The organism is Nitrospirillum bahiense (genome assembly GCF_007828025.1).
In the GTDB taxonomy this organism is placed as follows: Bacteria; Pseudomonadota; Alphaproteobacteria; order Azospirillales; family Azospirillaceae; genus Nitrospirillum; species Nitrospirillum amazonense.
Map to the genome: position 1 here is coordinate 479,900 of NZ_VITO01000001.1, position 23,548 is coordinate 503,447.

The 23,548-nt window shown below is 69.7% G+C and carries 18 protein-coding genes; 10 read left to right on the plus strand and 8 right to left on the minus strand.

All coding sequences use genetic code 11. From position 1 onward, the window contains the following. Nucleotides 1-2: 2 nt before the first annotated feature. From gspG to FBZ88_RS02065, 4 genes are all read right to left on the minus strand, one after another. Nucleotides 3-464, minus strand: a complete 462-nt coding sequence (gene gspG / locus FBZ88_RS02050; RefSeq protein WP_186464151.1) for a type II secretion system major pseudopilin GspG — start codon at nucleotides 462-464, stop codon at nucleotides 3-5. Continuing rightward, nucleotides 448-1,671 (minus strand): type II secretion system F family protein, encoded by a 1,224-nt coding sequence (locus tag FBZ88_RS02055; RefSeq protein WP_145615169.1) that lies wholly within the window; start codon nucleotides 1,669-1,671, stop codon nucleotides 448-450. The genes gspG and FBZ88_RS02055 overlap by 17 nt, the downstream gene beginning before the upstream one ends. A gap of 4 nt (nucleotides 1,672-1,675) precedes the next feature. Then, entirely contained in the window at nucleotides 1,676-3,364 is a 1,689-nt protein-coding gene (locus tag FBZ88_RS31210) for a GspE/PulE family protein (RefSeq protein WP_145615170.1), read from the minus strand. A 563-nt stretch (nucleotides 3,365-3,927) separates the two neighbouring features. Beyond that, on the minus strand, nucleotides 3,928-4,443 hold the full coding sequence (locus tag FBZ88_RS02065; RefSeq protein ID WP_145615171.1) for a hypothetical protein: 516 nt from the start codon (nucleotides 4,441-4,443) through the stop codon (nucleotides 3,928-3,930). Between the two features lie 202 nt (nucleotides 4,444-4,645). On the opposite strand from FBZ88_RS02065, the gene FBZ88_RS30090 reads away from it, so the two are divergent. The 10 genes from FBZ88_RS30090 to pyk all read left to right on the plus strand — a co-directional run bounded on the left by FBZ88_RS30090 (nucleotide 4,646) and on the right by pyk (nucleotide 18,330). Next, a complete protein-coding gene (locus tag FBZ88_RS30090) occupies nucleotides 4,646-6,439 on the plus strand; it encodes a hypothetical protein (RefSeq protein WP_186464152.1) in 1,794 nt (597 codons plus the stop codon). Nucleotides 6,440-6,593: 154 nt separating this feature from the next. Further along, nucleotides 6,594-7,055, plus strand: a complete 462-nt coding sequence (locus FBZ88_RS02075; RefSeq protein ID WP_145615172.1) for an ester cyclase — start codon at nucleotides 6,594-6,596, stop codon at nucleotides 7,053-7,055. After that, nucleotides 7,052-8,623, plus strand: coding sequence for an MFS transporter (locus FBZ88_RS02080; RefSeq protein WP_145615173.1), 1,572 nt, complete (start codon nucleotides 7,052-7,054; stop codon nucleotides 8,621-8,623). Before FBZ88_RS02075 ends, FBZ88_RS02080 begins: the two co-directional genes overlap by 4 nt. Continuing rightward, the gene (locus tag FBZ88_RS31215) at nucleotides 8,620-9,726 is read left to right on the plus strand and encodes an HlyD family secretion protein (protein WP_145615174.1); all 1,107 of its coding nucleotides are present in this window, start codon (nucleotides 8,620-8,622) and stop codon (nucleotides 9,724-9,726) included. The genes FBZ88_RS02080 and FBZ88_RS31215 overlap by 4 nt, the downstream gene beginning before the upstream one ends. Continuing rightward, the gene (locus FBZ88_RS02090) at nucleotides 9,723-11,090 is read left to right on the plus strand and encodes an efflux transporter outer membrane subunit (protein WP_145615175.1); all 1,368 of its coding nucleotides are present in this window, start codon (nucleotides 9,723-9,725) and stop codon (nucleotides 11,088-11,090) included. Before FBZ88_RS31215 ends, FBZ88_RS02090 begins: the two co-directional genes overlap by 4 nt. Before the next feature lie 362 nt (nucleotides 11,091-11,452). Beyond that, a complete protein-coding gene (locus FBZ88_RS02095) occupies nucleotides 11,453-13,681 on the plus strand; it encodes a DUF3141 domain-containing protein (protein WP_145615176.1) in 2,229 nt (742 codons plus the stop codon). A 24-nt stretch (nucleotides 13,682-13,705) separates the two neighbouring features. After that, complete coding sequence (locus FBZ88_RS02100; protein ID WP_145615177.1) at nucleotides 13,706-14,689, plus strand: phosphate acetyltransferase; 984 nt, start codon at nucleotides 13,706-13,708, stop codon at nucleotides 14,687-14,689. A gap of 4 nt (nucleotides 14,690-14,693) precedes the next feature. After that, the gene (locus tag FBZ88_RS02105; protein ID WP_186464153.1) at nucleotides 14,694-15,908 is read left to right on the plus strand and encodes an acetate/propionate family kinase; all 1,215 of its coding nucleotides are present in this window, start codon (nucleotides 14,694-14,696) and stop codon (nucleotides 15,906-15,908) included. Continuing rightward, nucleotides 15,908-16,705: an enoyl-ACP reductase FabI gene (gene fabI / locus FBZ88_RS02110; protein ID WP_145615178.1), complete on the plus strand. Its 798-nt coding sequence runs from the start codon at nucleotides 15,908-15,910 to the stop codon at nucleotides 16,703-16,705. The genes FBZ88_RS02105 and fabI overlap by 1 nt, the downstream gene beginning before the upstream one ends. A gap of 206 nt (nucleotides 16,706-16,911) precedes the next feature. After that, entirely contained in the window at nucleotides 16,912-18,330 is a 1,419-nt protein-coding gene (pyk, locus tag FBZ88_RS02115) for a pyruvate kinase (RefSeq protein WP_145615179.1), read from the plus strand. Between the two features lie 115 nt (nucleotides 18,331-18,445). Here pyk and FBZ88_RS02120 read toward each other — a convergent pair whose 3' ends face one another. The 4 genes from FBZ88_RS02120 to FBZ88_RS02135 all read right to left on the minus strand — a co-directional run bounded on the left by FBZ88_RS02120 (nucleotide 18,446) and on the right by FBZ88_RS02135 (nucleotide 23,388). Then, a complete protein-coding gene (locus FBZ88_RS02120) occupies nucleotides 18,446-18,829 on the minus strand; it encodes a VOC family protein (RefSeq protein WP_145615180.1) in 384 nt (127 codons plus the stop codon). 133 nt (nucleotides 18,830-18,962) lie between these two features. Then, the gene (locus FBZ88_RS02125; RefSeq protein WP_145615181.1) at nucleotides 18,963-20,252 is read right to left on the minus strand and encodes an MFS transporter; all 1,290 of its coding nucleotides are present in this window, start codon (nucleotides 20,250-20,252) and stop codon (nucleotides 18,963-18,965) included. After that, nucleotides 20,249-21,742, minus strand: a complete 1,494-nt coding sequence (locus FBZ88_RS02130; RefSeq protein WP_145615182.1) for a M81 family metallopeptidase — start codon at nucleotides 21,740-21,742, stop codon at nucleotides 20,249-20,251. Before FBZ88_RS02130 ends, FBZ88_RS02125 begins: the two co-directional genes overlap by 4 nt. After that, nucleotides 21,742-23,388, minus strand: a complete 1,647-nt coding sequence (locus tag FBZ88_RS02135) for a serine hydrolase domain-containing protein (RefSeq protein WP_186464154.1) — start codon at nucleotides 23,386-23,388, stop codon at nucleotides 21,742-21,744. Before FBZ88_RS02135 ends, FBZ88_RS02130 begins: the two co-directional genes overlap by 1 nt. Nucleotides 23,389-23,548: the final 160 nt, after the last annotated feature.

Below are 23,548 nucleotides of genomic sequence, written 5' to 3' on the forward strand. Positions count from 1 at the left end.
ACCTACCAGCTGGTGACGTCGCGGGCGTCACCCTCGCCGCCCGGGGCGTTGTCGCTGCCGTAGGTGAAAATGTCATAGGCGCCGTGGTCGCCCGGCACCTTGTAGCGGTAGGCGTTGCCCCAGGGGTCGATCAGGGCCTGGCGCTTGCGCAGGTAGGGCCCGCGCCAGCTGGCGTCGCCGGCGGGCGCGGTCACCAGCGCCTCCAGCCCCTCTTGCATCGTGGGATAGCGGCCGACATCGACGTAGAACAGGTCGACAGCCGCCACCAGGGTGTTGATCTGGGCCTGCGCCGCCTCCCCCTTCGCTTTTCCCAAGCGGGCGACCAGGTTGGGGGCGACCAGCAGGCCCAACAGGCCGATGATCACCAGCACCACCAGCACCTCGACCAGGGTGAACCCCCACTGCCTCCCGCGGTCACGACGGAAGATGGGGTTCAGGTCCAGGGTGTCAGAGGGCGATGTCATTCAGGCTGAGGATCCCCGCGATGAGGGCGGCGAAGATGCCGCCGACCATGCCGCCGAGAACAAGGGTTAGGACGGGCGTCACCAAAGACAAGGCCCTATCCAGCGCTAAGCCCCTTTCGCGCTCCAACACTTTCGACAGATCCAGCAGGCCCTGCGGCAGGCTGGCGGTCTGTTCCGCCATGGCCAGCATGCGCGACAGGCGGCGTGGGAACAGCGGTTCGGCCTGCACCGCGCGGCTGAGGTCGGATCCGCCCCGCACAGCGACGCGCACCCGGTCGGCGGCGCCGGCCAGCGCCCGGTTGGCGACGCAGCCGCCGGCGGTGGCCAGGGCGGAGGCCAGCGGCACCCCGCCGCTGAGCAGGCTGGCCAGCGTGCGGGTGTAGAGCGCCAGCTGGGCATCGCCGATCAGCCGGCCCAGGGGGCCCGTGGCCACCAGCAGCATGCGATCCATGCGCAGGCGCAACTCGGGCTGGCGGTAGGCGCGCAGGGTCGCCAGCACAGCCAGGGCACCGCCCGCCAGCAGACCGGGGCCGAAGCGGCCCAGCAAGTCACCTATGGCCAGGACGGCGGCGGTGGCGGCGGGCAACTTGGCCTTGCTGCCGGCGAACAGGTCCTGGAACTGCGGCAGGACATAGCCGGCCATCAAGGCCAGGGCCGCCAGGGTCAGAAGGCCGATCAGGGCGGGATAGGTCATGGCGCTGATCAGGCGCTGGCGGAACTGGGCGCGGTCCTCTTCCAGGCTCGCCAGATGGCCCAAGGCGGCGGCCAGGGACCCGCCCTGCTCCCCCGCCGCGACCAGGCCGACGAACTCCGGTGGGAAGGCCCCGCCCTGCGCGGCCAAGGCGGCGGCCAGGCTGTCGCCGGCGCGCACCCGGGCGCGAATCTCACCCACCAGGGCACCGGCGGCCGGACGCTGCATCTGGTCGGCGACTAGGCCCAGGGCCGGTTCCAGGGCGAAGCCGGCGGAGACCAGGTTGGCCAGGTCCCGCACCAGGGACAGCCGTTCCGCCCGCTTGAGGCCCTTGGCGCCCCCCCCGCCGACGGCGCGCCTGGCCCCTTCCGCCTTGATCGACAGCGGCGTCAGGCCGCGCTGCATCAGCTGATCGACGGCCGCGCGGCGGTCGGCGGCCTCGATGGTGCCCCGGCTGGCACGGCCATTGGCATCGACGGATCGGTAGGTGAAGTTGGTCATGGCCATCGTCGTCATTTTCTCAATCCGCCTTGGTCACGCGCAAAATTTCTTCAGGCGTGGTCACACCATCCAACACCCGCTGCAGGCCGTCCTGGTACAGGGGCACCATGCCGCCGGTCGCCACCGCCGCCGCCTCGATCTCCGCCGACGACGCCCCCTGGCGGATCAGCGCCCGCACCTGGTCGTTGATGGGCAGCCACTCGGCGATGGCACAGCGGCCGCGGTAGCCCGTGCCGTTGCAGGCGGGGCAGCCCACGGCGCGATAGACCGTGGTCAGGCGCGCCGGCAGGCCCAGGGCCGCCGCCGCCTCGGCCGACAGCGCGTGGGGCTGGCGGCAGTGGGGGCACAGGGTGCGCACCAGGCGCTGGGCCAGCACGCCGTTCAGGGTGGAGGCCAGCAGGTAGGGATCCACCCCCATGTCCATCAGGCGCGGCACCGCGCCGGCGGCGTCGTTGGTGTGCAGGGTGGACAGCACCAGGTGGCCGGTCAGGGCCGCCTGCACCGCCACCTTGGTGGTCTCACCATCGCGCATCTCACCCACCAGGATGACGTCGGGGTCCTGGCGCAGGAAGCTGCGCAGGGCGTGGGCGAAGGTCAGGCCGATGCCCGGCTTCACCTGGGTCTGGTTGATGCCGTCCAGCAGATATTCCACCGGATCCTCGACGGTCAGGATCTTGCGGCGGGCGGCGTCCATGCCGCGCAGGCCGGCATAGAGGGTGGTGGTCTTGCCGCTGCCGGTGGGCCCCGTCACCAGCACGATGCCGTGGGGGCGGTCCAGCTCGGCCGCCAGCGGGTCCGCCACCCAGGCCGGCAGGCCCAGGCTGTCCAGCCGGCCGCCGGCGGTCTGCTGGTCCAAGATGCGCATCACCACATCCTCGCCATGCACGGTGGGGGTGGTGGAGACGCGGAAGTCAATCTCGCGGCCCTGCAGGGTCTGGCGGATGCGGCCGTCCTGGGGCAGGCGCCGCTCGCCGATGTCCAGGCCGGCCATGACCTTGACGCGGGTGATGAAGCCGGCGGCCACACGCCGGGGCAGCACCTCAGCCTCGCGCAGGATGCCATCGACGCGGTGGCGGACGACCAGGCGGTCGGCCATGGGCTCGACATGGATGTCGGTGGCGCCGGCGGCCAGCGCCGCCTGGATGGCGTTGCCCACCAGGCGCACCACCGGGCCCTCGCTGGCAAGGTCCCGCAGGCGCTCGGCATCGCCCTCCAGCAGGTCGGGTATCTCGTCCTGGTTGGCGGCGGCGGGTGCGGCCTCATACAGGCGGTCCAGCGCCGCGGCGATGGCGGTGCCGGTCATGACCACGGGGCGCACCGGGCGGCCGGCCAGGAAGGCGGCTGCCTTCAACGCCTGGGTATCCAGCGGGTCGGCCACGGCGAACACGGCCTGGGTACCGTCGCCAGGGGTGCCGCCCGCGGTCAGGGGCAGCATCAGCTTGGTCTTCAGGAAGGACAGGTTGGCCGTTTCCATCATCACCGGCGCCTCGGGCAAATGGTCGGCCGGCCACAGCGCCAGGCCCAGGGCCTGGGCGTACGCCCCCGCCATATGCTCTTCCGACACCAGGCCCAGATCCACCAGCCGCCGGTCCACCCGGCCACCCGCCGCCTGCGCACGCGCCACCGCGCCGTTGGCCAGTTGGCCCTGTGCCGCCAGCGCGGACAGGACGCGGGTCAGGGAGTCATCCTGGTGGTCGTGCCGCTGCATGGTATCGGTAACAGCACGGACAGCTGAGTGTTGATGGGCGGTCACGTAATATACCTTTTAAAACTGGATGCGGAATATGTCGGGTGCTTTGTGTGGGAATAGTTCTAGGTCGTAAAGGTTAATATATCGCGAAGGGTCTAGGTCACGGAACCTACCTCCGAAGAGGTAATACCAAGCCAATCAGTCCAGATATATCCACTAATACATTGAAATATATGGAATGACCTCGCGATAATGGCCCGTTAATGGGGAGAGAGGCGCGAGGCTCCGGCCCCTCGCCTACTCCTTTCATCCAGGCGGCACCTATGCCAGGCGATGGATTCCTGCCTATAGTCAAAAGCAATATTCATAAAATTTTAGATTTAACGAATCGGTCCGATTTGCCGACGACGTTACCCAATCATCTGAATCTTTTCAGATTTTATTCAACTGGCCAATTTATGGTCAGATTTCCTTGAGCGATCTCAAGTCAAAGATCACAATAAAAGGTTGATGCCCCTCCGCCAGGAAAGGCCACCATTGCCCTGTGGGTATTGCTGGTCGGATAAGGCCCGAACCGTATCCTAAATGCGGTCCAGACTGTCCAGCAGCTTGCGCGACCGGGCCAGCAGTTCGATGAACGCCGCATCCTGGATCTTGGCCAGCCGCACGGCGAAGGCCACGGCCTCAGGGTCGCGTTGGCCGGACAGCTCATGCAGGGCCCGCGCCCGCTCCAGCCCCGCCGCCAAGCTGGTGTACCAGGAGACCAGGTCGCGCGGCAGCGGCGTGGGCAGGTAACCCACCGTGCTGCCCAGGGCACGGAACACGGGCATATAGTCGCGATCACCGCGGAAGGCGTGATGCACGACCGATGGCGCGTCGCCGCAAGCCTGCAGGTCGGCACGCAGCATCGACAGGTAATTCTCCTCGATATGCTGCGACAGGGCGCCGATCTCGCCAATCAGGGCGCAGGCGATGTTGCGCTTGGCCCGCAGACGCACGCGCCGCTCATGGAAGGTGTTGGCGACGAAACCCGAGAAGCCGCCAACCACCCCACCGGCGACGGCGCCCGATATCTGCAACCACGGCAATTCCACCATCCCATCCCCCTTGCGCCTGCCCTGCCGGACAATATCGGTTCACAACGCCCAAGCGCCGTTAGCCAGGGCCCGCTAACCGTTATACCAACCTGTGAGACCGGGCGCCTGCCTTGACCTGCGCTGGCGGCGCCCCTCATAAATTGCGTGATATCCAAACTTTCAGCTCAATTTTCAGCCCAATTTTCAGAAGGACAGGGCCCCCGTGGATCCCACCAAGACGCCGTCGCCCTGGGCCGTGCGCGAACAGGTCGACCGGCTGCGGGCCAGCCCCCAGTTCGCCGGGTCGGAACGGCTGCTGGCCTTCCTGCACTTCATCGTCGAGGAAACGCTGAAGGACGGCGGCGCCACCTTGAGGGAGGCGGTGATCGGCAACGCCGTCTATGGCCGCGAACCGCCCTACGACCCCCGTATCGACAGCACCGTGCGGGTGGAGGCGCGGCGCCTGCGCCGCAAGCTGGAGGATCACTACGCCGGCCCCGGCCGGGCCGATCCCGTGGTCGTCAGCCTGCCGACAGGCGGCTACATCCCGCACTTCAGCCTGAACACCGCGCCGCCCGCTGTCGAGCCGGACGCGCCGACACCCCTGGCGGAGGGTCCAACCTATACTCCCGGTTTCGGCGCCGCCGTGGCCGTCATGCCGCTGCGGGCGCTAAGCCGTGCGCCCGAGGATGAAAGTTTCGCCGACGGCCTGACGGATGAACTGATCTACGCTCTAGGCCGGGCGCAGGGCCTGCGCGTCGCCTCGCGCGCGGTCGCCTTCCAGGCGCACGACCAGGGCTGGACGGTGCCGGCGCTGGCGCGCGAACTGGGGGTGGACGCCGTGCTGCAGGGCACGGTGCGCCGCCAGGGCGGCATGCTGCGCGTGACGGTGGAGGTGTCGAACCCCAAGGGTTTCGTCATCTGGTCCGACCGCTTCGACGCCCCCGACCATGAGCATCTGCGCCTGCAGGAACGCATCGCCGCCACGGTGCTGAGCCGGGTGCGCCTGGACAGCAGCGCCATGCGCGCCTCGCGCATCGCCCCCGGCCCGGTGGCGCTGGAGGCGCACGCCCGCATCTATCGCGCCCGGCAGTTGCAGGACCAGCAGACCCCCACCGCCCTTTATGAGGCGCTGGAGATATTCCAGCGGGTGGCGGAGGGGGCGGCCGACTTCGCCCGGGGCCACTCGGGTGTGGCCGACTGCCAATGCGACCTGTTCCGCCTGGGCTTGGTCGGCCATGCCGAGGCCAAGGCGACGGCCGACGCCGCCGTGCGGCGCGCCCTCGAAATCGATCCCCAGTCGGTGGAGGCGCTGACGGCGCGCGCCACCGTGGCCGCCTGGCTGGACCGCGACGCCCCGGCGGCGGAGGCGGACTTCGCCCGCGCCCTGCGCCTGGGCGATCACGCCCGCGCCGCCCGCCTCTACGGCGTCCTTCTCACCATCCTCGACCGGCAGGAGGAGGCGGAGCACCTGTTCCGCGAGGCCCGCGCCATCGAGCCCTTTTCCGTGCAACAGGACATCGCGGAGGCCATCAGCCACTATCAGGGCCGCCGCCATGCCCAACTGATCGCCGCCGGGCCCCCAGCGGACGGACAGGCGGCGGGCCTATCGGCGGAGGTGCTGGTCTGCCGCGCCCTGGCCCATGTCTTCGGGGGCGACCCCGACGGCGCCCGGGCCCTGGTCGGCCCCATCGAGCGCGCCACCGCCAAGCACCCCGACCTGGTTTACGCCCGCGCGGAGATCGAGGCCTGGCTGGGCGAGCCGGAGCGGGGCTGGCGCCTGCTGGCCACGTCCGACACCGTTCCCGCCACCGCCTTCGCCCGCGCCACCTTGGCCGCCGCCCTGAACGACGAGGCGCGCGGCCTGGCGGCCCTCAATCACGCCATCGACCGGCGGGAGCTGTCGACCGTCTGGCTGCGCACCGACAGCCGCTTCGACGCCTGGCGCGACCGCCCGGGATTCCAGGCGGTGATGGGCCGGCTGCTGCCGCCCAAGGCGGCGGTCCAGGCGGGCTAACCGTAAGCGCCGGACGGCTCACTCCATCCCCGCCGGTCCCCGCCCCTAGCATTGGTCCCCAAGAGGCAACCCGGAGGACGGCTCCCCGGGGAATGGGGAGTGGTGCTGATGGGGTTGATGCTTGGGATATCACAGCGCCCGCCGCGGGCCTGACATGGCGGTACGCCGCACGCTCGACCGGATGCGCGCGCTGGACCGCGCCTGGAACGACCGGCGCTGGCACGACTATGCCGAGTTCCTGGGCGAGGATTTGGTGGCGCATGGCGATGGTGCGGCGCCACCGCTGCACAAGCGCGCGCATATCGATCAGGCCATCCGCTTCTGCGCCGCCTTCCCCGACGCCCGCATCCATGTGGAGTCCTACCTGGAATTGTTCAGCAGCCACGACGGCCACCACAGCTGCGCCGTGGCGCGGCTGACCGGCACCGCCAGCGGCGGCCTGACCCTGCCCGCCGACCTGCTGGATGGACCCGACGCCGCCCCGCTCAAGCGGGCCTTCGATGTGCCACGCCTGGCAATCTGCCGGTGGGAGCGGGGCTGGATCGTCGACTACCGCGTCCACCTGGACACCTCGCTGATGCTGCATCAGCTGCGCGATCCGGCGGCGGCCCCATGACGGTCACCGGCGACGACTATGCGTTCCGGCCGGAGGAGAGGCCGACCTTCGTGGGCTCGCCCGCCGCGCCGGCGCACCCGCTGGGCCGCCGGCTGGGTTATGCCGCCGTCGCCGTGCTGGTGGGGGTGGCGGCCACCTTGGGCAACGCGCTGGTGAACGTGAACCTGGCCAGCCTGTCCGGCGCGCTGGGCGTCTACATCGACCAGGCCAGCTGGCTTCCCGCCCTCTACGTCGCCTTCAACGCCGGCGCCAACCTGATGCTGGTGAAGGCGCGGGTGCAATTCGGCATTCCGGCGGTGACCGGCGCGCTGCTGATAGCCTACGCCCTGGCCGGCCTATTGCAATTCGTCATTCCCGGCTTCGCCGCTGCCGCCGCCATCCGCGCGGTCAGCGGCATGACGGCGGCCGGCCTGACCACCATGACCATCTACAACCTGTTGCAGGTGTTTCCCGGCCGCCTGCGGCCCCTGGCCCTGGTCATCGGCATCGGCCTGACCCAGCTGGGCACGCCGCTGGCCCGCCTGGTGCCGGTGGAGATGCTGGCGCTGCACCAGTGGCAGGGCCTGCATCTGATGGAGATCGGCATCGCGCTGGCGGTGCTGGCCGCCATCACCGCCCTGCCCCTGCCGCCCAGCGACCGCGCGCCCGCCTTCCAGCCGCTGGACTTCGCCGTCATCGGCCTGATGCTGCCCTGCCTGGTGCTGGTCTGCGGTGTATTGGGCCAAGGCCGCCTGCTGTGGTGGGTGGACACGCCCTGGCTGGGCTGGGCGCTGGCGGCGGCCGTGCCCCTGTTCACCCTGGCCTGGCTGATCGAGCGGCGGCGGGACCGGCCGCTGATCCGCGTCCACTGGCTGACCACGCTGGACATGGCGCGCTTCGCCGCCGCCGCGTTGCTGGTGCGGGTGTCATTGGCGGAGCAGACCTATGGCGCGGTCGGCCTGCTGACGGCGGGCGGCCTGATCAACGACCAGCTGCATCCCCTGTTCGCCATCGTGACCCTGGCCATGCTGAGCGGCACGCTGACGGCCGCCTTGACCCTGTCGGAACGGCGCCTGCCCTACCAGATCATCGCGGCGTCGCTGCTGATCGCTGCCGGCGCCTGGCTGGACAGCGACGCCACCAGCCTGGTGCGCCCGCCACAGCTGTACCTCAGCCAGGCGCTGATCGCCTTCGGCACCACCCTGTTCATCGGGCCGGCCCTGGTGCTGGGCTTCCTGCGCATGGTGGCCAAGGGACCGGACCACCTGGTCACCTTCATGGTGCTGTTCAGCATCACCCAGAATGTGGGCGGGTTGGCGGGGTCGGCCCTGCTGGGCAGCCAGCAGGTGGCCTCGTCCCATTGGCATGCCCAGACCCTGTCGGAACACCTGGTGGCGTCCGACCCGCAGGTGGTGGCCCGCCTGGCGATGGGGGGCGGCGGCGCGCTGGGCCAAGCCCTGGGGCGCGAGGCCGCCGTGCTGGCCTTCAACGATGTCTTCCTGTTCGTGGCCGGCCTGGCGCTGCTGAACGCGCTTTATGTCGGCTACCTCGTCCTGTTCAACACCCTGCGCCGGAGACGCGGATCATGAGCGCCCCCGATACCCACCATTACTGGCATCCGCCCCGGCGCGGCCGGCTGACCGCCCTGGCCATCCTGGTCGTCGCCGTCGGCGCCATCCTGGCCCTGCTGGCCGCCTGGCGGCTGCCGCCCTTCGCCGGCACGGTGGAGGCGACGGAAAATGCCTACATCCGGGGGCGCACCACGGTGATCGCCCCGCAGGTCAGCGGCTATGTCGTGGCGGTGCTGGTGGGCGACTACGCCCACGTCAAGGCCGGCCAGGTGCTGGCCCGCATCGATGACCGCATCTACCGTGCCCGGGTGGACCAGGCCCAGGCCACCCTGGCGGCGCAGCGCGCGGCCCTGGCCAACAGCGCGCAGGCCCACGCCGCCCGCACCGCCAGCCTAGCGGGCCAGACCGCCAACCTGGCCAACGCCCGCGCCCAGCTGGCCCGCGCCAAGGCCGATATGGCCCGCGTGACCGACCTGGTGCGCGACGGCTCCGTCTCCATCCGGGAGCGCGACCAGACCCAGGCCGCCCTGGCCCAGGCGGAAGCGCAGGTGCGCCAGGCCGAGGCGGGGGGCGAGATCGCCCGCCAGGACGTGCGCACGGTGGACGTGGGCCGCGACGGGCTGCAGGCCCAGGTGGAAGCGGCGCAGGCCCAGCTGGCCCTGGCGGAGATCGATTTGGACCATACGGTGATCTACGCCCCCGAGGACGGCCAGGTGGGCGAGGTCGGCGTGCGCCTGGGCCAGTACGTCACCAACGGCACCCAGTTCCTGTCCCTGGTGCCGGACGACCGCTGGATCATCGCCAATTACAAGGAAGCGCAGACCGCGCATATGGCCGTGGGCCAGCCGGCGCGCTTCACCGTCGACGCGCTGGACGGGGCCGAACTGACCGGCACGGTGGAGATGCTGTCGCCGGCCGCCGGTTCCGAATTCGCGGTGCTGAAGCCCGACAACGCCACCGGCAACTTCATCAAGGTGCCGCAGCGCATTGGCGTGCGCATCGCCATCACCCCCGGCCAACCCCTGGCCGACCGCCTGCGCCCCGGCATGTCGGTGGAGACGCGGGTGGATACCGCCAGCGGGGCCAAGCCCGGTGGGACCGCGCCGGGGGCCGCACGATGAGGCGGCTGGCTCATCCCCTGGCGCTTCTTCTGCTGTGCGCCTGTACCGGTCCCAGGCCGGAGGCGCCGCTGACCGCCGCCGTGGAACCGCCAACCGCTTGGCGCGGTCGCGACACCGCCGATGGTGCCGTGGAGGCCGCCTGGTGGCGGGCCTTCGGCGACCCGGTGCTGACCCGCATCGTTGACCAGGCCCTGGCCAACAACACCGACGTGATGGCGGGGGCGGCCCATGTGGCGGAGGCGCGGGCGCAATACCGCCTGGCGGAGGCCCAGCGCCTGCCCAACGTGGCCTTCGCCGCCGGCGGCGGCCGGCAGCGCGATGTCAGCCCCTTTGGCCAGCCGCGCCAGCAGACGGCCGGACAGTGGCAGGCCACCGCCGCCTATGACCTGGACCTGTTCGGGCGCCTGGAAGATGCCAGCGAAGCCGCCCGCGCCGCCCTGCTGGCGACGGAGGCGGCGCATGACAGCGTGCGCCTGGCCGTCGCCGCCTCGGCCGCCGCCGGCTATGTCGGGCTGCGGGCATTGGACGCCCGGCTGGATGTGCTGAAACGCACCCTGGCGGCGCGCGAAGCCTCCTTGCACCTGGCCCGGCGGCGGGCGGAGACGGGCTACGCCGCCCAGTTGGACCTGGCGCAGGCGCAAGCCGAATATGAGGCCACGGCCCAGCTCATCCCCGCCACCGAACTGGCCATCACCCGGCAGGAGGATGGCCTGAGCCTGCTGCTGGGCGAGAACCCGCGCGCCATAGAGCGTGGGTTGGACTTGACCGGCTTGACGGCGCCGCCGGTGCCGGCGGGCCTGCCCGCCGACCTGCTGCGCCGCCGGCCGGACGTCGCCCAGGCGGAACAGCAACTGGTGGCGGCCGACCACGGCCTGGACGCGGCACGCGCGGCCTTTCTGCCCGACGTGCAGCTGAGCGCCGCCGGCGGCACCGTGGTCAGCAGCCTGATCGACCCGGTCAACGTCTTCACCCTGGGCGGCAGCATCCTGGCACCCCTGTTCGACAGCGGCCGCCTGCAGGCCCAGGCCGACGGCGCGGCAGCCCGGCGGGATGTCGCCGCCTTCGGCTATCGCAAGGCCGCCCTGACCGCTTTCCGTGAGGTGGAGGACGGGCTGGCCGGCGTGCAGCGCAGCGGGGAGCAGGAGGCGGTGCTGTTACGCCAGCGCGATGCCCTGGCCCGCACCCTGGCCATCGCCACAAGCCGCTACCGCGCCGGTTATTCGCCCTATCTGGAACAGCTGGATGCGGAGCGCGGCCTGCTGTCGGTTGAGCTGGCGCTGGTGCAGTCGCGCGCCGACCGGCTGGCCGCCGCCATCACGCTGGCCCAGGCGCTGGGCGGTGGCTGGCGCCCCACCTCACCGTGAGGCGTACAATCCCCGGCTGTATGTGCGATCGCGGTAGCGCGCGGATATCACCGGAAGGCGACCTATATCCTCCGTGATGCATATTTTTTGGTAGGTCGCTGATATGGTTCGCAAATCCATTCCGTCCGGGGTGAAGCCGGGGAGCATGGACCCGACCCCAAGAATTCGGCGTTTTGCGATCAAATAATAAGCAAAGCGTTCTATATTCAATAAAACCTCAAACTACATAAATAGACGCCAGTCCGCCTTCAATTGGTTTCGCCGCCGAACTAACGGGCTCGACTGAAGAATTTCGCCTATCTTTCATATTTCTCCTCTACTATTACCGCTATGCAGCATTCTTCCTGAAACGAGGGAATTTCATGGATACGGCATCGGCGGCCATCGCGACGACCCCCACGCGGACGGAATCGCCGCCCCTCGCCCCCTGGGCCACCCTGGCCCGGCAGGCCGTGGACTATTGGGTGGACGCGGGCCAGCGCTCCCTGCTGTTCCTGGACGTGCTGCGCCAGCGGGGCAACGACCATTTCCGCTATATGGACGAGGCCTGGCCCAACGTCCTGAGCTTCCCCTACGAGTTGGTGACGGATGGAAGGACGCTGGCGCGGCCTGTCAACTACTGCCTGGTGCGCATCCTGCCGCCGGCCGACCGCCCCACCAATCCGCGCCTGCGCCCCTTCGTCGTCTTCGATCCCCGCGCCGGCCACGGCCCCGGCATCGGCGGCATGAAGCATGACAGCGAAATCGGCGTGGCCCTGGCGGAGGGGCATCCCTGCTACTTCGTGGGCTTCCTGCCCCAGCCGGTGCCGGGCCAGACGGTGGAGGATGTCTGCCGGGCGGAGGCCACCTTCGTGGAGACGGTGGCCGCGCTCCATCCGGAGGCGGACGGCAAGCCCACCCTGATCGGCAATTGCCAGGCCGGCTGGCAGGTGATGATGATGGCCGCCACCCGGCCGGACCTGACAGGCCCCATCGTGCTGGCGGGGTCGCCGCTGTCGTACTGGGCGGGGGTGCATGCCAAGAACCCGCTGCGCTATCTGGGCGGGCTGCTGGGCGGCACCTGGCTGACGACGCTGAGCGGCGATTTGGGCAACGGCATCTTCGACGGCGCCGCCCTGATCGCCAATTTCGAGAGCATGAACCCCGCCAACACCCTGTGGAAAAAGAACTACGCCGTCTATTCCAGAGTGGACACGGAAGGCCCGCGCTTCCTGGAGTTCGAACGCTGGTGGGGCAGCCCCATCCTGCTGAACGCCGGGGAGATGCAGTACATCGCCGATGAGCTGTTCCTGGGCAACCGCCTGACCCGGGGCGGCATCGCGCTGTCGGATGGCACCAAGGTGGATCTGCGGACCATCAAGTCGCCCATCGTCGTCTTCTGTTCCTGGGGCGATGACATCACCCCGCCGCAACAGGCGCTGGACTGGATCCTGGATCTCTACGACAGCGACGCGGAACTGGCGGCCGGCGGCCAGACCATCGTCTACTCCCTGCACCCCAGCATCGGTCACCTGGGCATCTTCGTCTCCGCCAAGGTCGCGGCCAAGGAGCATGACGAGTTCACCCGGACCATGGACCTGATCGACGTCCTGCCGCCGGGCCTGTACGAGGCGGTGTTCACGGAAAAGGCGGACGTGGCCCATGCCGAACTGGTGTCCGGCCACTACCTGACCCGGTTCGAGCGGCGCGGCCTGGACGACATCCGCGCGCTGGGCGGCAACGACGTGCGCGACGACCGCCGCTTCGCCACCGTGGCCCGCGTCTCTGCCCTGAACCGCGACCTGTATGGTCGCACCCTGCGCCCGGTTGTTAAGCGCATGGCGACGGACCAGGGCGCGGAGTGGCTGCGGCGGATGCACCCCAACCGCCTGCGCTTCGAGGTTTTCTCCGACAAGAACCCGATGATGCTGCCCGTCGCCGGCCTGGCGGACGCCGTCCGCGCCCACCGCCGGCCCGTGGCGGACGACAACCCCTTCCTGAAGGCGCAGGAGACGGTGTCGGACGGCATCGTGCAGATGCTGGACACGTGGCGTGACCTGCGCGATCTGGCGACGGAGACCTTCTTCTTGACCTTCTACGGCTCCGCCCTGCTGCAAACCGCCGTCGGCGTGGACGCCTCGACGCGGGACCGGCCGGTGCTGGCTGCCCTTGAGGATGCCGAGGTCGGCGCCGACCGGCTGCGCCAGGGCGGCATCCCGGCGGCCATCGTCCGCGGCCTGCTGTACGTCCTGCAGGCGGATGCCCATGCCGGCGCCGACGAGCGGCGCTTCGCCGTGCTGCGGGCCCTGCGCGACCAGGCCCCGGCGCAAGCGCGCCTGACCCTGGCCGAGTTCAAGGCTCTGGTGCGGGAGCAGTCGGCCCTGCTGCAACGGGACGCGACGGCGGCCATGGTGGCCCTTCCCGACTTGCTGCCGGCGGACCCGGAGGCGCGCGCCCGCGCCGCCGACGCCCTGCGCCAAGTGGTCGAGGCGGGGGAGGTGCCAGGCCCCACCGTGACGGCGCGACTGGACGAGGTGACGGCGCTGTTCCAGGCCGTACCCCCGCCGGCGGCGCCCAAGCCCCGCCGCCACCGCACCTCCGCCACCGCCTGAAACCGCCCCGTAATGGAGACCGCCATGGACAGCCCCACCGCCGCGACCACCCCCACGGTTCAGGCCGACATCGCCCGGCACAAGAAGTACCAGCGCCTGATCGCGGCCGCCCACCAGGCCGGCCCGCCGCCCACGGCGGTGGCGCACCCCTGCGACCTGAGCGCGCTGGAGGGGGCGGTGGACGCGGCCCGTTTGGGCCTGATCGCCCCCATCCTGGTGGGGCCGGAGGCGCGCATCCGCGCCATGGCGGACCAGGCGGGCCTGGACATCGGCACCCTGCCCATCATCGACACGCCGCACAGCGTCGCCTCCGCCCAGCGGGCGGTGGAACTGGTGCGCGAAGGCAAGGCCGAGGCCCTGATGAAGGGCAGCCTGCACACGGACGAGCTGATGGGCGCCGTGGTCAAGACGGACACCGGCCTGCGCACCGCCCGCCGCCTCAGCCATTGCTTCGTCATGGACATTCCGGGGCATGACGATCCGCTGATCATCACCGACGCCGCCGTCAATATCGCGCCCACGCTGGCGGAGAAGGTGGACATCGTTCAGAACGCCATCGACCTGGCGTTGATCCTGGGCTTCGGCGATGTGCGCGTCGCCATCCTGTCGGCGGTGGAGACGGTGAACCCAAAGATCCCCTCGACCATCGAGGCGGCCGCCCTGTGCAAGATGGCGGAGCGCGGGCAGATCACCGGCGCCATCCTGGACGGCCCCCTGGCGCTGGACAACGCCATCAGCCCCCAGGCCGCCACCATCAAGCACCTGACCTCCCCCGTCGCCGGCCATGCCAACGTCATCCTGGTGCCGGACCTGGAGGCGGGGAACATGCTGGCCAAGAGCCTGACCTTCCTGGCCGGGGCGGACGCCGCCGGCATCGTGCTGGGCGCCCGCGTTCCCATCATCCTGACCAGCCGGGCCGACAGCGTGCCGGCGCGCCTGGCCTCCTGCGCCGTGGCGGCCCTGATCGCCCGCCACCGCCGCACCCTCTCGGCCAAGGCGGTGGGGTAAGCCCATGCGCCGGAGAAAGATCAGCAACGCCATCATCGTCATCAACGCCGGCTCCTCCAGCATCAAGTTCTCGCTGTTCGCGGATGAGACCCGGCAGCTGGAACTGTTCCTAAAGGGCCAGATCGAGGGGCTGCGCACCGACAACGCCCACTTCATCGCCCGGCACCCCGCCGGCGACGTGGTGGGGGAACGGCGCTGGACCGGTACCGAGGCCGGCGCCTTCGACCATGACGCCGCCACGCGCTTCCTGATGGGGTTCATCAACACCCATCTGGAAGGCCACAAGGTGGAGGCGGTGGGCCATCGCATCGTCCACGGCGGCGGCGACTTCACCGCCCCAGCGGCACTGGACGCCGCCGTGCTGGACCGGCTGGCCACCTTCGTGCCCCTGGCGCCCCTGCACCAACGGCACAACCTGGCACCGGCGCGCAGCATCCTGGCCAGCACGCCCGGCCTGTTCCAGGTGGGCTGCTTCGACACCGCCTTCCACGCCACCCAGCCGCCCCTGGCCCAAGCCTTCGCCCTGCCGGCGGAGATCACCGACCGGGGCGTGCGCCGCTATGGCTTCCACGGCCTGTCCTACGAGTACATCGCGGGACAGCTGCCGGCCCTGGGGCTTGGCGGCGCCAAGGTCATCGTCGCCCACCTGGGCAACGGCGCCAGCCTGTGCGCCATCGATGCCGGGCGCAGTGTCGCCAGCACCATGGGCTTCACCGCCGTGGAGGGGCTGCCCATGGGAACCCGCAGCGGCACCCTGGATCCCGGCGTGCTGCTGTACCTGATGGATGAGATGCATATGGGGCCGCGCGACCTGGAAAAGCTGCTCTACCAGCGGTCCGGCCTGCTGGGCGTCTCCGGCATTTCCAGCGACATGCGCACGCTGGAAACCTCGCCCGAACCCCGGGCTAAGCTGGCGGTGGACCTGTTCACCTACCGCATAGGGCGGGAAATCGGGTCGCTGGCGGCGGCGCTGGGCGGGCTGGACGCCCTGGTCTTCACCGCCGGCATCGGGGAACACAGCGCCGGCGTGCGCGAGGCGGTCTGCCACCACGCCGCCTGGCTGGGGGTGGAACTGGACAGCGGGGCCAACGCGCACCCCGGTGAGGGGGCCGCGCGCATCAGCACGCCCGGCAGCCGCGTGGCCGCCTGGATCGTGCCCACGGATGAAGAACAGATGATCGCCCGCCACACGCGGCGCCTGCTGACGGGAGCGACCTGATGAGCACCGAGACACCCAACCTGCCCACCCCCCACCGCATCCTGGCCGGCAAGCGTGCCCTGGTGGTGGGTATCGCCAATGACCAGTCCATCGCCTATGGCTGTGCCAAGGCCTTCCAGGAGGTGGGGGCGGACCTGGCCTTGACCTACCTGAACGACAAGGCCAAGCCACATGTGGAGCCCTTGGCGCGGGAACTGGGGGCCCGCCTGTTCCTGCCCCTGGACGTGACGGCGCCGGGACAGCTGGAGGCGGTGTTCGACGCGGTGCGCGAGACCTGGGGCGGGCTGGACATCCTGGTGCATTCCATCGCTTATGCCCCCAAGGAGGATCTGAAGGGCGGCCTGCTGGACTGCTCGGCCGAGGGCTTCGCCCGCGCCATGGACATCTCCTGCCATTCCTTCATCCGCATGGCCAAACTGGCCGCCCCGCTGATGACCGACGGCGGCGCCATGTTCGCCATGAGCTATCTGGGTGCCGACCGCGTGGTGCCCAATTACAACGTCATGGGGCCCGTCAAGGCGGCGCTGGAGGCGTCCTGCCGCTACCTGGCGCATGAGCTGGGACCACAGCGCATCCGCGTGCACGCCCTGTCGCCCGGCCCCCTGATGACCCGTGCGGCATCCGGCCTCAAGGACTTCAACCGTCTCCTGAACGACGCCATAAGCCGCGCGCCGGTTGGGGAATTGGTCGATATCATGGATGTCGGCTACACCTGCGCCTACCTGGCCAGCCCCTTCGCCCGGCGCCTGACCGGCAGCACCCTTTATATCGATGGGGGTGCCAACATCGTGGCATGACCGGCCCAGGGCACCCGTCTGCCATGTAGTAAAATTACCGCCCTTAACCGGAATTTCGCATATCCCCATGTTGTTGTCGGCGGGCGAAGCGGTTACCATCGCCGCCAACCGGACCGGGCAACCGTTGGCCATGCCGACGATGCGCCCGGGCACCGTTTCCAACCGGCCTTCACTTCTGGGGCGGCCCGCCAGGGCCGAAAACAACAATGCGTCGCCACCGCCGTGCCAAGATCGTCGCCACCGTCGGACCCGCCAGCAACTCACCCGAGATGCTGAAGGCGCTGTTCCTGGCGGGCGTCGATACCTTCCGCCTGAACTTCAGCCATGGCACCCATGAGGACCATGCCAAGGTCCACGCCCACATCCGGGCGCTGGAAAAGGAAGTGGGCCGGCCCATCGGTATCCTGCAGGATCTTCAGGGTCCCAAGATCCGCGTCGGCACCATCAAGGACGGCAAGATCGCGGTGGCCAAGGGCGACACCATCCGTTTCGTGCTGAAGGGCCAGGACGGCGACCGCGACGCCATCCCCCTGCCGCACCCCGAGATTTTCGCGGCCGTCCTGCCGGGCCATCACCTGCTGATCGACGACGGCCGCGTGCGGGTGAAGGTGACCAGCCTGGGCGACGACAGCATGACGGCCGAGGTCATCTTCGGCGGCATCATCTCCAACCGCAAGGGCGTCAACCTACCCGGCACCCTGCTGAACCTGTCGCCGCTGACCGCCAAGGATCGCGCCGACCTGGAATTCGGCCTCAACCTGGGCGTGGACTGGGTGGCCCTGTCCTTCGTGCAGAAGCCCAGCGACATGATCGAGGCGCGCGGCCTGATCGGCGACCGCGCCGGCCTGATGGCCAAGATCGAGAAGCCGCAGGCCCTGGACCAGATCGACGACATCATCCGCCTGTCGGACGCCATCATGGTGGCCCGTGGCGACCTGGGCGTGGAAATCCCGCAGGAGGAGGTGCCCGGCCGCCAGAAGGAACTGGTGCGCGCCTGCCGCCTGGCGGTGAAGCCGGTCATCGTCGCCACCCAGATGCTGGACAGCATGGTGGCCGCCCCCACCCCCACCCGCGCCGAGGCGTCGGACGTGGCCACCGCCATCTATGACGGTGCGGACGCCGTCATGCTGTCGGCTGAATCGGCCAGCGGCGCCTATCCGCTGGAAGCGGTGTCCATGATGGACCGCATCATTGCCACGACTGAGCGGCACAAGCTGTACCACTCCCTCATCCGCGCGTCGGATCCATCGGAGGAGCAGACGCCGCCGCATGCCGTGGCCGCCGCCGCCGCCGACCTGGCGGAGGCCGTGCGCGCGCCGGTCATCGTCGCCTTCACCTCCAGCGGCACCACCGCCGCCCGTATCGCCCGCAAGCGTCCGGAAGTGGCCATCCTGGCCATCACCGCCGACCAGGCCGTGTCGCGCCGCCTGTGCCTGCTGTGGGGCACGCACAGCGCCCTGTCGGAGGACATCCACTCCTACGAGCAGATGGTGGATGTCGCCACCGCCGTGTCGCAGAGCGCGGAGTTCGCGAAGCTGCACGACCAGATCATCGTCGTGGCCGGCATCCCCTTCGCCCAGGCCGGCACCACCAACAACCTGCGCATGCTGCAGATCGGGGGGTAAGGGCTCCCCCGGGCGGCCCACCGGGCGCCGGGCGCGATCGCGTCCGGCAACATGCGTCCAAAGTCAAACGGCGCCGCATCGCTGCGGCGCCGTTTTCATTGCGACGTGGGGCCGGTCACTCGGGCTTGAAACAATAGGCCGCCAGCTTGTTGCCGTCCAGGTCACGGGCGTAGGCGGCATAGGCGTTGGGCGCCCAGCCGCGGGGGCCCGGCTTGCCCTCGCACACGCCGCCCTTGGCCAGGGCCTCGGCATGGAAGGCATCGACGGCAGCGCGATTCGGCGCCTCAAAGCTCACGGTCACGCCATTGCCGACGGTGGCGGGCTGGCCGTTGGCCGGCTTCAGCACAAAGAAGGACGGCTTGTCCTCACCCCAGATGGAACCGTTGTCGCCCAGGTCGGCCACCCGCTTCAGGCCCAGCTTGCCCAGCACGTCGTCATAGAAGCCCCTGGCCTTGGCCAGGTCGTTGGTGCCGACGGAAACGTGGGTGTAGATCGCCATAGTCTTCCTCCCCTCAATTCTTCACGGAATGGGTGGCATGACTATAGACAGGCGGAAAAACTCAACAATGCTGCCATATGAGGATTGACTTTTTCCCTTTAAAAACAATTCAAGGGTTTATTGTCTGTTGTCCTTAAGAACGAGCCGCGCGCAGGGCCCGCCGGAAGGTCAGCACCCCCACCAGGCTGGCCACCACGCCTTCCAGCGCCAGGGCCAGGGGCAGGTGTTCCTCGCCCCCCAACGCCTGCGCCAGCAGGCTGACGATGCTGGGCGCCAGGCCCAGGCTGATGAAGACCCCCAGCGCGCTCATGAGGCCCAGGCACAGGCCACGCAGATGGTTGGGCACCAGCAGGGTGATGGCCGACGCCACGCCCACGGCCACGATGGCGCCCGCCACCATCAGCAGCGCCAGCAGCAGGGCGAACAGCGGCACACCGGGCGCCAGGGCGAACAGGGCAGCCGGCACCGACAGCCCCGCACCGCCCAAGGCCCCCCACAAGATGCCGCCCTGGGCATTGCGCTTGTGCCCCCAATCGGCGACCAAGCCGCCCAGGACGGTGCCGCCCGCCCCCGACAACCCCAGCAGCACGCCCATCCAGCCGCCGAAGTCCGCCGGCTGCAGGCCGAAGGATCGCGTCAGCACCGGCACCGCCCAGACGGTGGCGGCGGCGTCGCCCATGTTGACGGTGATCATGCCGGCCATCAGGGGCGCCACCAGGCGGCGCAGGCGCCATAGCTCGGCCAGGGCGGGCCCCAGCCGGGGCGATACCTCCGGCCGCGCGTCGGCCACCCCCTCCTGCCGCGCCGGCTCCGCCTGCCAGACCAGCAAGGCCGTGGGCGCCAGCATCATCAGCGCCACCAGCAGCATCGTGGCCCGCCAAGCGGTCAATCCCAGGGGCAGCCCCGCCACCGGCGCCAGCGACCCCACCAGGGCCCCACCCCCGGCAAAGGCCGCCGCCATGCCCGCCGCCTGACCGATCACCATGACCATGACGGCCCGGCCCCGGCGTTGCGGCGTGGACAGGTCGGCGGTCAGCGACAGGATGGCCGGGACGGCGCCGGCCGCCCCCAGCCCCACCAGCATGCGGCCCACGAACAGGCTGGCGAAATCCCAGGCCAGGCCCGACAGGACCGTGCCCGCGATCCACAGCGCGGACAGGGCCAGCAGCAGGGTCACCCGCCGGGTGCGGTCCACCAGCCGGCCGATGGGCACCGCCAGCACCGCCACGGGCAGCGCCAGCGCCATGCCCTGGATCAGGCCCATCTGGTTATCGGACAGACCCATATCAGCCTTGGCCAATTCCTGCACCGGCGACAGCAGGGTGCGCGCCACCATCCCCGCCATCATGGCCAGCGCCAGGACCATCAGGGTGTGAGGCCGCCCGCCTCGCGCCGCCGGCATGGGCACCGCCGCGTCGGTCACGACACCGGATCCAGGGGCCAGATGGGCCGGCGCAGATGGCGGTAGGGCAGCGCGCCCAGGTTCATGTTCAAGGACCCCGGCGCGTCGCAATAGACGGTGGCGGACGAGATGGCGTCGAAGGTGGCACGGAAATGCTGGGTGGACTTCACCACCACCAGGGCCTTGGCCGAGAGGTCGATGCCCAATTCGGTGAAACAGCCGGGGGAGAAGGTCTGTTGCCGCGTGCTGTTCAGCACGATGTCCCAAGTGCCGGCGCGCAGGGCCACGGCCAGGCCGATGGGGTCGTCGCCGTCCGTGGCCAGGCCGCGCTGGCGGATGTCGTCACGCACCGCCGTCACCGTGACCTCCAGATCCACCGGGTCGCCGGACAGGGGCCCGACCTTGCCGCCGATGCGCAGGGGCAGTTCGGCGCCCACGCCGGCATCGGCCGCGATCAAGGCCGCCTGCGGGTCCCAGATCATGCCCAGCGCCACGTCCTGGACGCCCCGGTCCAGCAGTGCGCGCAGGACGAAGGTGCTGTCGCACGCCGCCCCGCCGCCGGGATTGTCGGAACTGTCGGCCAGGACCACCGGCTTGCCGGACCCCATCAGGCCCACGGCCTTGTCCACCGCCTGGTCCAGGGGCAGGCGCTCCTGCAGGGGGGCCGCCGTGACGATGGCCTGGAAGTCGGCGGCGATCGTGGCCAGCACGCGATCGACAGCGGCGAGATCGCTGCCGTCCGATACCGCCAGGACGGCGGCGCCGGTATGTTCCGTGTCGGACCAGATGAAGCCGTGCATCATGGAGACGGACAGCACGCCGTCCCGCCCCTCATAGCTGGCCAGCCGGTCGACAAAGCCGCGCATCGGCTGCTCCGTCGTGCCGAACAGGCCCATGACCGGCACCTTGCGGATATGGGTCCGGGCCTTCGGGCCACCGCGCGCCATGGCGGAGAGGATGGTGTACAGCTCCTCCATCCGGGCCAGGAAATCGATGTGGGGATATTCCTTGCAGGCGATGATGACAGCGCCGCTGTCCACCATGGCGCGGGTGGCGTTGCCGTGCAGATCCAGGGTCACGCCCACCGGCATGTCCGGGCCGACCAGGGCCCGCACATGGGTCAGCAGGTCGCCTTCGCAGTCGGGATAGTCCTGCGCCACCATGGCGCCGTGCAGGGTCAGCACCACCATGTCCACCCGCTCCGCCGCCATGGCCGCCTTGAGGTCGGCCAGCAGGGCGTCGCGCAGGCCCTCATAGACGCCCCGCGGGGCGGGACCGGAGGGCTGGGCCCCCGCAGTCGGGCCGTCGATCACCCGGTCGCCGTGCCTTTCCGCCACCGTGAACAGGTCGCCATAGGCCGGCAGCACCCGCGCCCGCGCCAGGGTGGCCGGATCACCGCCGAAGTGCCGCAGGTCGTTGGTGAAGGACCGCATGGACGTGGGCAGGGGGGAGAAGCTGTTGGTCTCATGCACCAGGCCGGCGACGAAAACCGTGAGGGGACCGGTACGCATCAGGACACCTTGCGGAAGCGCAGCCGGCGGGTGCGGCCGCTGTTGAAGGTAAAGCCCTGACTGTCGAAGGCGATCAGGCCGCCGACGATGGGCACGGGCAGATCCAGGGGCTTGGCGTCCCACAGGCCGGGCGCCAGGTTCGCCAGGCGGTGGCGCAGAGTGCCATGGCGGCCGGTGAGGACCAGACGGCCCGTCCGGCCATCCCCGTCAGGCTCCACCACCGCCGTCGTGCCGGAGGCGGCGGCGGCATAGCGGCCGGCCCGGGGGCGCAGATCGGCCGCGGGGTCCGGTTCCAGCAGCACCAGTTCCCGCTCCACCCCGAACTCCACCGCGCGCAGGGTCTTGGGCGCCTCTTCCGTTTCCGGCACGTCCAGGCCCATGTGGAAGACGGCGACGTTGGGGCGCAGCAGGCCATCGTCCGTCCGCACCAGGGGCAGGCCCATACCGCCCATGCTGATGACGGCTTTGCCCCCCTGTCGCGCCAGGCCGAAGGTGCCGCCGTTGTGTGGGCTATAATAGGTGCCGGTGGGGATGATGCCCTCATACGGCTCAAGCTTGGGACCTAAGCCAGGCACGCAGGCATCGATGACGCGGGCGGCCAGATCGATGGGGTCCAGGCCGGCGCGGTTGGCCATGATGATGATGTCCAGCCCATGGTCGGGCAGGGTGATCATCTGGCTGGACCCGCCCATGACCCCGCCGGCGTGATGCACCGTGCGCACCCCGCGGTAAGGCGTGTCCATCAGGCCCAGCCCATAGCCGGTGACATAGCCGTTGGCCAGCACCGCCGGCTCCACCATGCGGCGCCAGGTCTCGGCGCTGCCCACCGTCGGCCGGCCGGCCAGGGCGGCGCGCAGGTGGGCCAGCCAGCGCAGCATGTCATCGGCGGTGGAGACGATGCCGCCCTCGGCCGCGATCTCCGCCCCGATGGGCTGGCGGTAATAGCCGCCCTTGCCGTCCACCATGTGCAGGGACGCGCTGTTGGGCACATAGTCGGTGTCGACCAGGCGCAGCAGGGTGTCGTTCATGCCCAGGGGGCGGAACAGGCGGTCGCGGAAGAAGTCGCCCAGCCTCATCCCCGACAGACGCTCGATGGCCAGCGACAGCAGGACGTAGCCGCCGTTGTTGTAGCACCACTCCTCCCCTGCCGGGAAATTCACGTCGTCATCATCGGCCATCAGCCGCATGCAGTCGGCGGTGGACAGATGGTGGCCGGGGCCGCTGAGCTGCAGCGCCAATTCCAGGCTGCAGCGCAGGCCGCTGACGTGGGTCATCAGCTGGCGCATGGTGACACCGGCCGCCGCCCGCGCCATCTCCGGCACATGCCTGGCCACGGGGTCGTCCAGCCCGGCCAACCCCGCCTCGACCAGTAGCATGTAGGCCAGGGCGCCGAAATGCTTGGTCGTGGAGCCGATGCGCATGCGGATGGTGGGCGACAGGGTGACCGGCAGCTCCAGGCTGGCCAAGCCGAAGCCCTTGCGATAGAGCGGCACGCCATCCAGCGCCACCCCCACCGCCACGCCTGGCAGATGGGTCGTATCCAGGGCGGCGAAGACCGCGTCCAGGACGGCACCATCCACTGCCGCCCTCGCCCCCTCCGCCGCAGCCGGGACTAAGCCCGCGCCGTCGCCCGTTCCCTTGCCCATCGCAGCCCTCCTGCCGTTGACGGGATAGTTCGCGACGGCCGTATTTCCTGTCAAGAGATTGTTTCTCCGAAGTGAGAATAATCTCATCTGAATGGCATGGGCATTGTTATATAACCTATTGTTAAATATCACATTTATGGTGTTTCATTTTATGAATACG